The sequence below is a fragment of the Streptococcus raffinosi genome (assembly GCF_030284685.1).
Classification (GTDB): Bacteria; Bacillota; Bacilli; order Lactobacillales; family Streptococcaceae; genus Streptococcus; species Streptococcus raffinosi.
The window spans coordinates 19,524-37,218 of record NZ_JASUZV010000012.1; the positions used below are offsets into that span (position 1 = coordinate 19,524).

At 42.6% G+C, this 17,695-nt stretch carries 4 protein-coding genes; all 4 read right to left on the bottom strand.

All coding sequences use genetic code 11. The features are described from left to right. Positions 1-146 precede the first annotated feature (146 nt). The 4 genes from QRD39_RS08275 to pfkA all read right to left on the bottom strand — a co-directional run bounded on the left by QRD39_RS08275 (position 147) and on the right by pfkA (position 17,648). On the bottom strand, positions 147-12,986 hold the full coding sequence (locus QRD39_RS08275) for a GEVED domain-containing protein (RefSeq protein ID WP_285956200.1): 12,840 nt from the start codon (positions 12,984-12,986) through the stop codon (positions 147-149). Positions 12,987-14,302: 1,316 nt separating this feature from the next. Further along, a complete protein-coding gene (locus QRD39_RS08280) occupies positions 14,303-14,809 on the bottom strand; it encodes an EXLDI protein (protein WP_285956201.1) in 507 nt (168 codons plus the stop codon). A 247-nt stretch (positions 14,810-15,056) separates the two neighbouring features. Continuing rightward, positions 15,057-16,559, bottom strand: a complete 1,503-nt coding sequence (gene pyk, locus QRD39_RS08285) for a pyruvate kinase (RefSeq protein WP_285956202.1) — start codon at positions 16,557-16,559, stop codon at positions 15,057-15,059. Between the two features lie 69 nt (positions 16,560-16,628). Then, positions 16,629-17,648 (bottom strand): 6-phosphofructokinase, encoded by a 1,020-nt coding sequence (gene pfkA / locus QRD39_RS08290; protein WP_008534441.1) that lies wholly within the window; start codon positions 17,646-17,648, stop codon positions 16,629-16,631. Positions 17,649-17,695 lie beyond the last annotated feature (47 nt).

Genomic DNA, 17,695 nt, shown 5'->3' on the forward strand with positions numbered 1-17,695 from the left:
ACGCTTCTAGGGAGGCAAAGTCAACTTTGACGACTTGAAATAAAAACTTACAAGAGCATACAAATAGCCCTCCTGTCATTTTGACAGGAGAGCTATTTTTGCTTTGACTTCGAAAAACCTTGATATCTTTACGAACAAAGCTTATTTTAGCGTTTACGACGTTTCGTGCCGTAAAGTCCAAATCCTGCAAGAAGACTTGCTAAACCAAAGATTGCAAGGTTTGAATCTTCACTACCAGTTTTTGGAAGTTGAGCATTTTCATCAGTTGGATTGATGAAGCTTGCTTCTTCTTTTGTTTCTGGAAGAACAGATTCTTCTTGTTTTGCTTGTGGAGTTGGCTGTGGCTCTGGTGTCGGTGTTGAATCCGGTACTGGTGTTGGAGTCACGGTCTTCTTGTAGATGTGTTGGGTATTACCATTTTCATCTACAACTGTCTTCACAAATTCATAACCTGGAATATCTTTCTTAGGTTGTTGGCCTTCTTCTGTTGGGTAACCTGGAATTGGAGTGCCATTTTCGTCCACATAAGAAGTTGTCACTTTTTCGTAGACGTGTTCGAAATCACCATTTGGCAATTTCTTGGTTTCGACGAAGCGGTAACCAGAAATCTCAGCTTTTGGTTGTTCACCATCAAGAGCCGGATATCCTTGGATTTCCTTGCCTTCTTTGTCCACAAACTTAGTGATTGGACGTACAGTTGGTGTGTAGGTTGCAGAAGCTTTGGTTCCATTCACATCTTCACGAACCACTGTTACTGCTGGTGCCGTTCCTGTGAATTCAGCTTCTGGTGTGAAGGTTACAGTACCATCTGCTGCTACTGTGTATGTACCAACACCTGGGATAGTCTTGGTTGTTGAGCCATCGTCAAAGGTTGCTGGAACCTTGTCATTTATTGGAACACGGCTATCGCCTTCGGTAAAGACTGGTTTACCTGTTTGGGTTTGGCCCTTGTTTCCAATTGAAGTTGTAGATTCTGCTGTTGGAGTTACTGGTGTCACAGTTGGGGTGTAAGTTGCGGTAACTGGTGTACCGTTCTTATCCACACGTTTGACGGTCACGCCAGTTCCAGTTCCTGTGAATGATTTTTCTGGAACGAAGGTAACGGTTCCGTCTGGAGCTACTGTATAAGTTCCTTCACCTGGAATGGTCTTCGTAGTTGAACCATCTTCAAAGGTTGCTGGCACGTCATCATCCATTGGGATTGCAGGGTTACCAGGTGTGAAGATTGGTTTACCACTTTGTGTTTGACCTTGGATGTCTGTAGATGTTACAGGATCAGCAGTTGGTACAACAGGCGTAATCTTAGGTGTATAAGTTGTCTCAGTTGGTGTGCCATTTGTATCTTTAGCTTGTACCTTAACTGGAACCACTTCTCCTGAGTAAGATTTATCAGTCGGTGTGAAGGTTACAACGCCTGTAGTCTTATCAACTGTGTAAGTACCGATTTCTTTACCTTCTGGTGACTTAGCAATGACTGAAGTAGCTGGTTGGCCGTTTTCATCAAGGAGAGTAATGGTATCCTTGTCGATTGGGGCAACAGGATCACCTTCGGTGAAGGTTACAGTTCCCGTTTGAACAACACCTTGAGGACCAGTTGATTCTGTTGGTGTCGCTGTTGGTGTCACTGGAGTTACTGTTGGGGTGTAAGTTGCAGTAACTGGTGTACCGTTCTTATCCACACGTTTCACTGTTACACCTGTACCTGTTCCTGTGAATGATTTTTCTGGAACAAAGGTTACGGTTCCATCTGGAGCAACTGTGTATATTCCTTCACCTGGAATGGTCTTCGTAGTTGAACCATCTTCAAAGGTTGCTGGAACATCATCGTTCATTGGTACACGGCTATCGCCTTCAGTAAATTCAGGCTTACCTGTTTGGGTTGCACCTTGAGGACCAGTTGATTCTGCTGGTGTCGCTGTTGGTGTCACTGGAGTTACTGTTGGGGTGTAAGCTGCAGAAGCTTTTGTTCCGTTCTTATCTTCACGAACCACTGTTACAGCTGGTGCGGTTCCGACGAATGATTTTTCTGGAACAAAGGTTACTGTACCGTCTGCTGCTACTGTGTAAGTTCCAACACCTTCAACAGTCTTAGTTGTTGAACCATCATCAAAGGTTGCTGGTACATCATCATCCATTGGTACACTTGGGTTACCAGGCGTGAAGCTTGGTTTACCTGTTTGTGTTTGGCCTTGAATGTCTGTAGATGTTGCAGGATCAGCAGTTGGTACAACTGGAGTGATCTTCGGTGTGTAAGTTGTCTCAGCGACAGTTCCGTTTGCATCAGCTGCTTGAACCTTAACTGGAACGACATCACCTGAGTATGATTTATCCGTTGGTGTGAAGGTTACAACACCTGTTTCTTTATCAACGGTGAAGGTACCAATCACGTCACCGACTGGTGATTTCGCATCTACTGATGCTGCTGGCTGACCATTTTCATCAAGAAGAGTAATGGTATCCTTATCAATTGGTGCAACTGGGTCACCTTCAGTGAAGGTTACTGTTCCAGTTTGAACAACACCTTGAGGTCCAGTAGATTCAGCTGGTGTCGCTGTTGGTGTCACAGGAGTCACAGTTGGTGTGTACTTAGCAGTAACTGAAGTACCGTTCTTATCGACACGTTTAACCGTTACTCCTGTACCTTCTCCAGTGAATGATTTTTCTGGAACAAAGGTTACTGTGCCGTCTGGAGCAACAGTGTATGTTCCTTCACCAGGAATGGTCTTCGTAGTTGAGCCATCTTCAAAGGTTGCAGGTGTATCATCATCCATAGGAACATTTGGATTTCCTGGTGTGAAGGTTGGTGTACCTGATTGCGTTTGACCTTGTTTGTCAGTAGATATTGTATCTTCTGCTGTTGGGGTAACTGGTGTTACGGTTGGTGTATATGTCGCAGAAGCTTTTGTTCCGTTCTTATCTTCACGAACCACTGTTACAGCTGGTGCCGTTCCGACGAATGATTTTTCAGGTACAAAGGTTACTGTACCGTCTGCTGCTACTGTGTAAGTACCAACACCGTCGACAGTTTTCGTAGTTGAACCATCATCGAAGGTTGCAGGTACATCATCGTTCATTGGTACACGGCTATCGCCTTCAGTAAATTTAGGCTTACCTGTTTGAGTTGCACCTTGGATATCTGTAGATGTTGCTGGCTCAGCTGTTGGGGTTACTGGTGTCACAGTTGGTGTGTACTTAGCTGTGATTTTAGTACCGTTCTTATCCACACGTTTCACTGTTACGCCTGTAGCAGTTCCAGTGAATGATTTTTCAGGAACGAAAGTTACAGTTCCATCTGGAGAAACAGTATAAGTTCCTTCACCAGGAATGGTCTTCGTAGTTGATCCATCTTCGAAGGTCGCTGGAGTATCTTCATCGATTGGAACATTTGGATTTCCTTCTGTGAAGGTTGGTTTACCAGATTGTGTTTGACCTTGGATATCTGTCGATGTAGCATCTTCAGAAGTTGGAACAACCGAAGTAATCTTCGGTGTATAAGTTGTTTCAGCTGTAGTTCCATTGGCATCTGCTGCTTGAACCTTAACTGGGACAACATCACCTGAGTATGATTTATCTGTTGGTGTGAAGGTTACAACACCTGTTTCTTTATCAACGGTGAAGGTACCAATCACGTCACCGGCTGGTGATTTCGCATCTACCGAAGCTGCTGGCTGACCATTTTCGTCTAGAAGAGTAATGGTATCCTTATCAATTGGTGCAACTGGGTCACCTTCAGTGAAGGTTACTGTTCCAGTTTGAACAAGACCTTGAGGTCCAGTAGATTCAGCTGGTGTTGCAGTTGGAGTCACTGGAGTTACGGTTGGTGTGTAAGTTGCAGAGGTTTTAGTTCCGTTCTTATCTTCACGAACAACCGTTACGGCTGGTGCTTTACCTGTGAATGATTTCTCCGGAACAAAAGTTACAGTTCCGTCTGCTGATACTGTGTAAGTACCAACGCCATCTACTGTCTTGGTAGTTAAGCCATCGTCAAATGTTGCTGGAACATCATCGTTCATTGGCACACGGCTGTCGCCTTCAGTAAATTCAGGCTTACCTGTTTGAGTTTGACCTTGCTTACCTGTTGTTTCAACTGGTGTCGCTGTCGGTGTTACTGGAGTTACAGTTGGTGTGTAGGTTGCAGAAGCTTTGGTTCCGTTCTTATCTTCACGAACAACCGTTACGGCTGGTGCTTTACCTGTGAATGATTTCTCCGGAACAAAAGTTACAGTTCCGTTTGCTGATACTGTGTAGGTACCAACGCCGTCTACTGTCTTGGTAGTTGAGCCATCATCAAAGGTTGCTGGAACATCATTGTTCATTGGCACACGGCTGTCACCTTCAGTAAATACAGGTTTACCAGTTTGTGTAGCACCTTGGATATCTGTAGTTTCAACTGGTGTCGCTGTCGGTGTTACAGGAGTCACAGTTGGTGTATAAGTTGCAGAAGCTTTGGTTCCGTTCTTGTCCTCACGCACAACAGTCACTGCTGGTGCAGTTCCAGTAAATGTTTTCTCAGGTACGAAGGTTACGGTTCCGTCTGCTGCTACTGTGTAGGTACCAACGCCGTCTACTGTCTTGGTAGTTGAGCCATCATCAAATGTTGCTGGAACATCTTCATTGATGTCTACTGTTTTCTCAACGCCGTCTACTGTTACAGTGCCACCCTTGAATACAGGTTTACCTGTTTGTGTAGCACCTTGAATATCAGTGGTTTCAGCTGGTTGAGCTGTTGGGGTTACTGGAACGATTTCAGGTGTATAAGTTGTATCTACCTTGATACCGTTTGAGCTTTCAGCTTGAACCTTAACAGGCGTTACTTGACCTGTATAAGATTTGTCAGTTGGTGTGAAGGTTACTTGACCAGTTGCTGGATCAATTGAGTAAGTACCGATTTCAGTTGTACCGTCTGCCGCATAAGCTGGTGTAGTAGAAACTTCGTTACCATCGTTGTCTAACAATGTGTAACTGTTGTCTTTGATGGTGATAGTTTTGTCTCGACCATTAACTTGAACTGTTGTACCTGCAAAGGTTGGAGTTCCTGTTTGAGTTGCACCTTGGATGTCTTTAGATGTAGCTGGTTGAGCTGTTGGAACAGCTGCTACAACTGTTGGGGTGTAACTTGCATCTGAAGTAATAGTTGAAGTCTTACCAGCTTCATTTGTAATTGTCGCAGTTGCCTGAACAGTTACACCTTTAGCAGTTCCGACAAAGTCTTTTTCAGGTGTGAAGGTTACAGCTCCTGTAGTAGGATTAATTGTATAAGTTCCTTCACCTGCTACTGTCACACTTGTTTCATCTGTTGGTTGACCTGTTGCAGGGTCAATCAATTTCTTGCTTGTAATTTGAGCAGTCTCATCATCACTCAAAGCAAATGTAGGAGTCTCTGTTTGAGGGACATTTTGAATGTCTTCAGAAACTTTATTTGTTGGAGTAAGAGTGACTGGATTTACAGTTGGTGTATAAGTTGCAGAGGCTTTGGTTCCGTTCTTATCTTCACGAACAACAGTTACAGCTGGTGCTGTACCAGTGAAGCTTGGGTCTGGAACAAAAGTTACTGTTCCGTCTGCTGCTACTGTGTATGTACCAATGCCATCGACTGTCTTAGAAGTAGATCCGTCATCAAAGGTTGCTGGAACGGCATCGTTCATTGGCACGCGGCTGTCGCCTTCAGTGAAGACTGGTTTGCCAGATTGAGTTGCCCCTTGAACACCTGACGTTTCAGCTGGTGTCGCTGTTGGAGTTACTGGTGTCACAGTTGGCGTGTAAGTTGCAGTTGCTGGCGTACCATTCTTATCAACACGTTTCACGGTTACGCCTTCAGGTGTTCCAACATAAGTAGGAAGTGGCTTGAAGGTAACTGTTCCGTCTGATGCTACAGTGTAAGTACCAACACCATCGACTGTCTTCTTATTTGAACCATCGTCAAAAGTTGCAGGAACGGTATCGTCCATCGGCACACGGTTATTGCCTTCAGTAAAGACTGGCTTACCAGTTTGAGTGGCTCCTTGGATATCTGTAGATGCTGCAGGTTCAGCAGTAGGTACCACCGGCGTAATCTTAGGTGTGTAAGTTGTCTCTACTGTTGTTCCATTTGTATCAGCTGCTTGCACTTTCGCAGGAACTACGTCACCTGAATAAGATTTATCCGTTGGTGTGAAGGTCACCACACCTGTTTCTTTATCAACGGTGTAGGTACCAATAACATCACCTGCTGGTGATTTGGCATCTACTGAAGCAGCTGGTTGACCATTTTCATCAAGAAGGGTAATAGAATCCTTGTTGATTGGCGCAACTGGATCACCTTCTGTGAAGGTTACCGTGCCCGTTTGAACCAAACCTTGAGGACCAGTAGATTCAGCTGGAGTCGCTGTTGGAGTTACTGGTGTTACGGTTGGTGTGTAGGTTGCAGAAGCCTTGGTTCCGTTCATATCTTCACGCACAACAGTCACTGCTGGGGCTTCGCCGGTGAATGATTTTTCTGGAACGAAGGTTACAGTTCCGTCTGAAGCGACTGTGTAGGTACCAATGTTTGGAACTGTTTTAGTTGTTGTACCATCATCAAAGGTTGCTGGAACATCGTCGTTCATTGGCACACGACTATTACCTTCAGTAAATTCAGGCTTACCTGTTTGGGTTTGACCTTGCTTACCAGTAGAAGTTGCTGGCTCTGCAGTTGGCTTAACTGGTGTAACTGTTGGTGTGTACGTCGCTTGCGCCTTGGTTCCATTCATGTCTTCACGGACAACAGTCACTGCTGGTGCTGTACCAGTAAATGATTTTTCTGGAACAAAGGTTACTGTACCATCTGATGCTACAGTGTAGGTACCAACGCCGTCAACTGTCTTAGTTTTTGTACCATCGTCAAATGTCGCTGGGACAGTTTCATTGATGGCTACTGTCTTATCAACGCCATCAACTGTTACTGTTCCACCTTGGAATTCAGGTTTGCCTTTTTGAGTCGCACCTTGAATGTCAGTGGTTTCAGCTGGCGTTGCTGTAGGTGTCACTGGAACGATTTCTGGTGTGTAAGTTGTATCAACTTTAATACCATTTGAACTTTCAGCTTGGACCTTAGCTGGTGTCACAGCACCTGTGTATGATTTATCAGTCGGTGTGAAGGTTACTGTCCCAGTTGCCGAATCAATTGAGAAGTTACCAATCACAGTTGTACCATCTGCCGCATAAGCTGGCGTCGCTGAAACTTCGTTGCCATCTTTATCCAAGAGTTTGTAGCTATTGTCCTTAATAGTAATAGCCTTGTCTTGACCGTTGACTTGGACAGTTGTGCCTGCAAAGGTTGGAGTGCCTGTTTGTGTGGCACCTTGAATATCCTTAGATTTAGCAGGTTGAGCTGTTGGAACAGCTGCTACAACTGTTGGTGTGTATGTCGCGTCAGATGTGATCGTTGCGGTCTTACCATTTTCATTTGTAATAGTTGCAGTTGCTTGGACCGTTACACCTTTAGCGGTTCCGACAAAGTCTTTTTCAGGTGTGAAGGTTACAACCCCTGTAGTTGGATCAATGGTGTAAGAGCCTTCTCCCGCTACAGTTACAGTTGCATCATCAGTCGGTTGACCAGTTGCTGGATTCACCAATTTCTTGCTTGTAATTTGAGCTGTTTTGTCACTGCTCAAGGCAAAAGTTGGTGTTTCTGTCTGTGGAACGTTTTGAACGTCCTCAGATACTTTATTAGTTGGTGTTACAGTTACTGGATTAACTGTCGGCGTATAAGTTGCTGAAGCTTTAGTACCGTTCATATCTTCACGCACAACAGTCACTGCTGGTGCTGTACCAGTGAAGCTTGGTTCTGGAACAAAGGTTACCGTACCATCCGTCGCTACCGTGTAAGTACCGACGCCATCAACTGTCTTAGTTTTTGATCCATCGTCAAAGGTTGCAGGAACAGCATCATTCATAGGTACACGGCTATTTCCAGCAGTAAATTCAGGTTTACCGGTTTGTGTAGCTCCCTGAACGTCTTCTGAAACTGCTGGTGTAGCACTTGGTACTACTGGTGTAACTGTCGGTGTGTACTTAGCTGTTACAGCCGTACCATTCTTATCGACACGTTTCACAGTCACGCCTTCAGGTGTACCAACATATGTTGGTAGCGGCTTGAAAGTCACCGTTCCGTCAGCAGCTACTGTATAAGTACCAACACCATCGACTGTCTTAGTTTTTGAACCATCTTCGAAAGTCGCTGGTGTGTCATCATCCATCGGCACACGGCTATCACCTTCGGTAAAGGTTGGTTTACCGGTTTGTGTCGCACCTTGAATATCTGTAGATGTTGCATCTTCTGCAGTTGGAACAACTGGTGTAATCTTAGGTGTATAAGTTGTTTCTACAGTTGTACCATTAGTATCTGCAGCTCGAACTTTAACAGGAACCACTTCACCTGAGTAAGATTTATCACTTGGTGTGAATGTCACCACTGAAGTAATCTTATCTACCGTAAATGTACCAATAATTACACCTGCCGGTGATTTTGCAAATACTGCCGCAGCTGGCTGACCGTTTTCATCAAGAAGGGTAATGGTATTTTTGTCGATTGGTGCGACAGGATCACCTTCTGTGAAGGTTACTGTTCCCGTTTGAACTACACCTTGAGGACCTGTTGATTCAGCTGGAGTCGCTGTTGGGGTTACTGGAGTTACTGTTGGTGTGTATGTTGCTTTCGCTTTGGTTCCGTTCATGTCTTCACGCACAACAGTCACTGCTGGGGCAGTTCCGACAAATGATTTTTCTGGAACGAAAGTTACTGTTCCGTCTGCTGCTACTGTGTAAGTACCTACGTTTGGAACTGTCTTCGTCGTTGAACCATCATCAAAGGTTGCAGCAACCCTATCGTTCATTGGTACACGGCTATTACCTTCAGTGAAGACTGGTTTGCCTGTTTGTTCTTGACCTTGCTTACCAGTTGAAGTTGCTGGATCCGCAGTAGGCTTAACTGGTGTAACTGTAGGTGTGTATGTCGCTTGCGCTTTGGTTCCGTTCATGTCTTCACGGACAACAGTCACCGCTGGTGCAGTTCCGACAAATGATTTTTCTGGAACGAAAGTTACTGTTCCGTCTGCTGCTACTGTGTAAGTACCTACGTTTGGAATTGTCTTAGTTTTTGTACCATCGTCAAATGTCGCTGGTACAGCTTCATTAATCGCTACTGTCTTATCAACGCCATCAACGTTTACTGTTCCACCTTGGAATTCAGGTTTGCCTGTTTGTGTGGCACCTTGGATATCAGTAGACTCAGCTGGTGTAGCGGTTGGACTTACTGGAACGATTTCTGGTGTGTAAGTTGTATCAACTTTAATACCGTTTGAACTTTCAGCTTGTACCTTAGCTGGTGTCACAGCACCTGTGTAGGATTTATCAGTCGGTGTGAAGGTTACTGTCCCAGTTGCCGAATCAATTGAGAAGTTACCAATCACAGTTGTACCGTCTGCCGCATATGCTGGGGTTGTACCGGTTACTTCGTTCCCATCTTTATCCAAGAGTTTGTAGCTATTGTCTTTGATGGTAATAGCCTTATCTTGACCGTTGACTTGAACAGTTGTGCCTGCAAAGGTTGGAGTCCCTGTTTGTGTGGCACCTTGAATATCCTTAGATTTAGCCGGTTGAGCTGTTGGAACAGCTGCTACAACTGTTGGTGTGTATGTCGCGTCAGATGTGATCGTTGCGGTCTTACCGTTTTCATTTGTAATAGTTGCAGTTGCTTTGACCGTTACACCTTTAGCGGTTCCGACAAAGTCTTTTTCAGGTGTGAAGGTTACAGCCCCTGTAGTTGGATCAATGGTGTAAGAGCCTTCTCCCGCTACAGTTACAGTTGCATCATCAGTCGGTTGACCAGTTGTTGGATCCACCAATTTCTTGCTTGTGATTTGAGCTGTTTTGTCATTACTTAAATCAAAGGTTGGTGTTTGTGTTTGAGGAACGTTCTGAACATCTGCAGAAACTTTATTTGTAGGAGTAACCGTAATTGGTGTTACCGTTGGAGTGTACTTAGCAGTCGCTGTCTTAACGTACTCATCACGAATCGTACCATCTTTATCTCGTCCAACAGGAGCAGACAAGGTCACCGTTACGCCATTCGCAGTACCTGTAAAACCAGGTTCTGGAACGAAGGTCACTTTACCAGTCGTATCATCGATAGTGTAAGTTCCTTCTCCAGCTACCGTAACAGAAAGCGCATTTGTCGGTTGACCAGTTGCTGGATCTACCAATTTAGCAGGATATAAGGCACTTGGAGTAACAGTAATCTTATTACCATCTAGGTTAGTTCCAACTACATTAAAGGTTGGTGTACCTGTTTGGGTTGCTCCTTGCACATCGGTAGACGTCTTGCTTTCGCCTTCGATATCTTTTGGAGTAACCGTTGGGATGTAAAGACCGTCCATGGTATTGATGGCCGTATCGACATTGGCTTCCATGTCAGGGAATTTAGTAGACCAACCTGTGTCATAGCCATTGGTATCTGTACGACGGATAGAAATACCATCTGCTGTTCCTAGGAAGTGATCTTCAGGAATGAACTCAACATCCACTGAAGTCCCGTTTGGAGTGATCTTATATTTCCCTTGACCAGCCACAGCATAATAGCCATCTGCTCCAGGTGTTACGACTTGACCAGTACGGTTGTCCACCATCTGAGGAGCAACTGTCTCGTCAATCTGAGCCTTATCTGTAAGACTATACTTATAGAGACCACGAGCCGTAAAGGCTACAGTAGAGCTTTGTTTTTCGCCTTGAAGACCAGTTGTTTCTTTGACTTCTCCTTTTGGTGGGTGAGTAACCTGAGTTCTGAAATCTTCAACTTCCCCTGAGAAAGCCATTCCTGTAGGGCTTTCGATTTGAACAGCATCCTTAGCAATTCGCACGCGGACACCTAGTTCATTGACACTTGGATCGATATAGGTTTTGCTCTTGGTGAATCTTAGAGTAACAGAACCATCCTTGGTAATAGTAGCCAACTCAGAACGTTCATCTTCATCAAAGGTGCCGTTTTGGTTAAAGTCAATCCAACCATAAATATTGGCTTGAGGCGCCCCATCTGTATGGGCTTCAAGAGTGATGGTGTAGTTCCCTGGATGCGTACGATCCATCTTGATCATCTCATTGGTTGTCCCTTTGAGCTCAGCTGGGAGCAATTGATCAACTCCTTCATCAGCTGTCGTTGCATTATCATCACCAAACCAATCAAGTGCATTGTTTTCATCCATATCTGGGCTCAAGTGACCAAGATAAGGTTGGTTGACTTTTTTACCTGTTATCCCATCAACGGTTGCGATAGAGTGGATAGCCTTACCATAAGACTCTGGTGCATCCCCTTCATCAAGCGGGAAAAATCCAAACATAGCGGACTGTTTCCCACCTGAGACGATATAAAGACCAATCTCAGAAGCTCCCTTGGTCATAACAAGGGGAACAGCAACATCACTTGAAGAAATATTTGGTCCGAACACTCCTGTTCCGAGACCCCCAGTTGTTAAATCGGCACTTCCAAAGTACTTCCAAGCAACCGCTTTTTTATCCGGTCCAACTTGAGTTGAACGTCGAAGTTGATCAAGGTTCGTCCTATAGAGATTCATGCCATTTATATTAGTGGAAGGGCTTGAACCAAATAAATTGTCTGTATTTTGTGGAATATAAGTTTTCGTATTTTTATTATTGTTCTTTAACCATTCCCCAATGTGTTGCCAACCTTCTCCGTTTGTGGTGAACATAACCAATTCACCAGGGTTAGCGGACTCACCATCCGCCATGACAATGGCAGGTTTGACCACTTTTCCACGGAAGGTCGCAGAAATTTCAAACTGGACCCCAATATTGCCACCGTCAAACTCGGAACTGATGGTTGTTTTTTTAGTACCAGTATTGATGCCTTCTTTTCGTATTTCTGTCCATTGGTTTTGAGCTTCAGCAATAACTTTGGCTTCTTCACCAGCACTGAAAGCTGCTTTGGTATAATTTGAAGTAGCCCCATTCACATAACCATTTCTAGCATTGGGGTCATAGGTAGCCTTTTCAGCTTCTGTCGCTCCCCGGTTTTCCAAGCGCTTTTTGTAGATTTCTGTCGCTTGGAAAGGTTTTAAAGATTTAACTTTGATGGTTACCACATAGCCCGGCATGATTTCTTTGGTGTAGGTAGACCCTACTTGAAGGGCAAGATTCCCACTCGATGTTGTGGTTGTTCCAGTCCAGTTGGCTGTATCACCAAAGTCCAACCAAGAGATTTGGCTGGCCAAGTCTGTAGCTTTGATATTAGTAGTGAAACCTGGTTTTGTTTCTTTCGGAGTTGAAGTGGCATCTTGGACATCATCTGCGATGAGGTTTGGATCGTTTGGATCAGCAATAGAACGACGGCTACGACGTTTGCCAGAAGTTTCAGCTGTCACTACAGGTTGTTCCACTACTGGAGATTCAACCCCTCCAGAAAGGGAGTTACTACTAGAAGCCTCTACTTCAACATTCACATTTTGCGCTTCAGATGCTGGTGCTGAGGCTTGTGATTCAGAAGTGGCTGCTAAACTAGATGCTGTCGTTGAAGCGCCAGTCGTGCTACTAGCTACATTCACAGTACCAGCAATACTATTTGAAGATTGTACAGAACTAGCTGATGTCTCCGAAGTAGAAACAGCTGCCTGAGATGTTGCTTCACTAGAAGCTGGTGTCGTTGATGCTTCAGAGACTATTTGGCTAGCTGTTGAAACAGCTTGAGACTGACTATTTGCCTCAGAACTAGATAAAATATTTGCGACTTCCATCGAAGCTTGAGTTGCAGCAGTATTTTGAGACTGTGTTCCTTCACTTGCTACTGCAGTCGTATTGGTCACATCTTCTACTTGGGTTTGGTTGCTAGTTTCATCAGCTGAAACTTGATTTGCAACACCAACCATAACAAGAGTTCCCAACAGAACCGAGCAAACTCCTACATTCAATTTACGAATCGAAAATCGACTAATTCGATCATTAAATAAATCTTTACCCACTTTGGTAATCCTCCTCATTTATGCATTTAAGTATCTCACCCCTCAATGAGGTTAAAAGTATTCAAAAATACTAATCGTTATACATTCTAACATATTTCCTAATATTTGTGGGAATATTTGCTCATATTTTCAAATATTTTAAATTAATCTTAAATCAAAACCAACAAATATTGCTAATACAGTATAAATATAATGTTTTTCCGGGTTATATTACCATACCTATGTATAACTATCATTTTTTAGAATTATCTGTAAAAAGGAAATCGAGATTTCATTATTTTCGATATTACGTTTTCAAAATGAGAATTTTATAGATATTGTTAAAATTCAAAAAAATCCTTATTTTTCATAAGGCATCCATTCCGAATAAAGCTAAATCGTTAACAACACTAAATAAGATTAAACTACCACACTTCTGAAATAAAGACCTCACTTACTTAACGAATAGCTAATCACTATTTGTCTAAAATATCCCTAAATCTTTAAAGAAGTTTAATGACTCTAGAGATATAGAGCTACAAAAAACAAAAACAGAGCTACAAGAAAGTTAATTCTTGCAGCTCATCATAGCAAAATGGAACCACTCCATGAGAGTGATGCTACTAAGATATTCTGGATAAATAGAATTTAACTTTCTCGCAATGGGCGCAACAATACCATACATACTGGTAATGCTGCTTTTTTAAGATTATTTGCAAAAAAAGTTAATCATCCTTTCACCCCACTTAAAATATATTTAACTAAATAATATTAAGAAAGCTCTATATCGTCAAGTTGTGAACGTGATGCTGGATAGCGTTACTAGATGTAGATGTCGGGATTTTGCCCCCAAAATAGAAAAAATATTAAAAATTGTTTTATTCCGGCCTGTTCGCGATAGGTTTTGATTTTAGTAATCAGCGCCATCTCATACCCCCTTACTGCCCATGATGTAAAATAATACCGACCTTAGTATGGTTACCGCGTATATATGTTGCCCCTTAGTAGCGTATCCCTTATATGAGGTTCAATAATTTTTGCTGATCACAAGCTGAGAAATGATCTCAATCCCGTCAACGGAATAATGATATTCTACAATTCCGGTACGAACAGACTCGTCTAAGAGTCGCTCCGCTTTTTTTAATATCAATTTTTGAACATGATTTACATTAACCGCGAGGAGAAAGACGATAATCCCGAACACCAGAAAAATATACCATAGCAATGTTAATTAAAGCTTCCTTCTTTTCATCTCTGAAATCCATATGATATATAAACACAAAGCTATCTCATTATTTGCTTGTTATAGTTCTATAAATCTAGTATTTATACCTAATCTAAATATCCAAAAACTCATAAGGCTTTTCCGAAAGAGAAGATTCGCAGCACTCAGCAAGATACGCATTCTTCTCCTTTAGGCTCTCTATGTCCGGATATACGCTTAACACTCTGTCCCCCAGATTCCAAAAATCATGTGACCAAGACTGCGGGTTTTCCCATACGTGTGGATTTCCTTTCGCCCAATTCGGAAGCTCTTTGCGAACCTTGGTTGCCACTGCAAGCTGCCCTTTTGCAGTTTTATAAATCGTGTCAATCCTTATTCCACCGTCTACCGGACGTTCTACACGAGTAATCTCCATACCATAGAACATTACCTTTCTTCTTACCCCTTTTTCATAGAGATTTAACTCAATCTTGTCATACCCTTCGCTTTTGTTGCGTTGAACACTTAGAAAGTCCTGAAGTGCCTGTATCACAGCGGCAGAAACACTTCCGGCGTACTTGGCAGCATCATCAAATAAGTGTAGATCTGCTTCTGCAACATAAATATTTTTTGTGGCCATAACCATACCTCCTTATTTTTGTGACTTGTATCTGAAGTTTAGTAACTATATGATTATAAACATAATTATAATTATATAGAGATATTTTGTCAAGATAGACTTTCTTTCCATCATTATGATGTTGAAGACTGTGATTCTTCACTGATACTGGGAGACTAATATCAAAATGCAATATACAAAGTTCTTCGTTTTTGCACAAAAAAAGAAGATCCCTAGGACCTTCTTTCTATTTAAGTAGAAACTCAAATTATTTGACTGTGCGAATACGCATAGTGTTTGTTCCACCTGTACCTACTGGAACACCAGCAACGATAACAATGTTATCACCAGATTCTACAAGACCTGAATGCAATGCTACTTTTTCAGCAACATCAAACATATCATCAGTTGAAGCAGGTTTTTCAGTAACTACCGGAATAACACCCCAGTTAAGCATCAATGATTTTTGAGTAATTTCATCGAATGTTACTGCCAAGATGTCAGCTTCTGGACGGTATTTAGAAATCAAACGAGCTGTGTTACCAGATTCAGTAAGTGCAACGACAAGTTTGATATCAATTGAGTTTGTAGCATCTTTAACTGCAGATGCTACAACTTCAGTCTTGCTTGAACGACCAAATGTTGATGAATCAAGACGACCATACTCTTTAAGAAGAGTTTGTGCATTTTTATCAATTGTAGCCATTGTACGAACTGATTCTACAGGATATTTACCATTAGCAGATTCACCTGAAAGCATTGTAGCATCAGTACCATCAATAACTGCGTTAAATACGTCAGATACTTCTGAACGAGTTGCACGAGGTTTGTCAGTCATTGTTTCAAGCATGTTAGTTGCTGTAACAGCAATCTTACCTGCAGCATTGACTTTTGTGATAATCATTTTTTGGTAAACTGGAACCATTTCAAATGGAACTTCGATACCCATGTCACCACGTGCAATCATGATACCATCAGCAGCTTCGATGATTGAATCAATGTTTTCAATACCTTGTTGGTTTTCGATTTTAGCCAACAATTTAACATGTCCATTACCAGTTTCTTCACAGATAGCACGAACTTCTTGTACGTCTTTTGCAGTACGTACGAATGAGATAGCGATGAAGTTAAGACCTTGTTCAAGACCGAAACGGATATCGTCATTATCTCTTTCAGCAAGTGCTGGGAATGGGATTTTAGTGTTAGGAATGTTAACACCTTTTTGTTTAGCGATGATTCCATCGTTTTCAACATCAACGACGAATTCACGTTTTTCAGCATCTTTTTCTACAACACGAAGACCAAGTTTACCATCGTCAACAAGAACTTGTTTACCAATTTCAACATCATCGAAGATGTCAAGTCCACCGGCAACGTTCAAAGCGATAACTTCACGAGTTGATTTGATGCCTTGTTTAGTAGCAACACGAATTTGTTCACCAGTTTTGTATGAAAATTCTTTTGCATCACCTTCAAACAATTCAGTACGGATTTCAGGACCTTTAGTATCAAGAAGGAAACCTACTTTTTGACCAGCAAGTTCTTCTGCTTGACGAACAACTTCCATACGTTCACCTTGTTCAGCATGGTTACCGTGTGAGAAGTTGAAACGGAAAACATTCGCACCTTCCTTAATCAACTGAGCAATATTTTTAGCAGATGCATCGCGGTCAAGTTTTTCACCCCAATAGCCTTCTTCACCAAATTTTTTGCCACCACGGATTTCAACCGCAGGACCAAGTGTAGCAACGATTTTTACGCGTTTATTCATGATAAATAAAACTCCCTTATATTTATTGTCGCTTTTGCGACGGATTAACAATAATTAATAGAACCGCTATTATTTCAAGTTAGCTAAAGAACGGTTAAGCTCTGCAAAATCAAGACGAGCTTTGTGTGGATTGTTGACAATAATCTTGCCATCTTCAGTTAAACTGAACAAAGCACCTTCTTCTGCTGTACCGAGAATTGGACTTTCAACAAGTTCTTCATTGTGAATACCAATGGCAACACCACCAATACCTTCTTTAAGAAGATCAACAGCATGTGCACCCATCCATGACGCAAGAACACGGTCACGAGCTGTTGGTGAACCACCACGAACCACGTGTCCAATATTTGTGGCACGAAGGTCTGAAGTATCTCCAGCTTCTTTCATTTTAGCTGCAAACTCTTCAGCACCCATAACGCCTTCAGCAAGTACAATTACGTGGTGAGTTTTTGCACCAGATTCGTAACCTTCTTTAACTTTACGAACCACTTCGTTGATGTCGTATTCTTCTTCTGGCACGATAATTTGGTCAGCACCTGAAGCAATACCAGCCCAAAGAGCGATATCACCAGCGTTACGTCCCATTACTTCAACGACAAAAGTACGTCCATGACTGAAAGCAGTATCTTGGATTTTATCCAAAGCTTCTGTTGCAGTTGCAACAGCTGTATCAAATCCAATTGTATAGTCTGTACCAACGATATCGTTATCGATAGTTCCTGGAAGACCAACTGCTGGGAAACCATGTTCAGTCAAACGCATAGCACCATGGTAAGAGCCATCTCCACCGATAACAACTACACCTTCGATTCCATGCTTTTTAAGTTGCTCAATACCCTTAAGCTGGCCTTCAAGTTGGGCAAACTCAGGATAGCGTGCAGACTGAAGGAAAGTACCACCACGGCTCAAGATGTTAGATACACCTTTAGCGTCAAGTTGGAAAATATCTCCCTCAACCATACCAGCGTATCCACGATTAATGCCGAATACTTCAATTCCTTCAGAAATTGCTTTAAGAACAACTGCACGAGCTGCAGCGTTCATGCCAGGGGCATCTCCACCACTAGTCAAAACAGCAATACGTTTCATTATTCCTGATACTCCTTTTATATATTTAACATTATCATTATAACACA

Coding starts and splice junctions, on each gene's coding strand:
- QRD39_RS08280 (WP_285956201.1), bottom strand. CDS start 14,809: ATGGCCACAAAAAATATTTATGTTGCAGAAGCAGATCTACACTTATTT.
- pfkA (WP_008534441.1), bottom strand. CDS start 17,648: ATGAAACGTATTGCTGTTTTGACTAGTGGTGGAGATGCCCCTGGCATG.
- pyk (WP_285956202.1), bottom strand. CDS start 16,559: ATGAATAAACGCGTAAAAATCGTTGCTACACTTGGTCCTGCGGTTGAA.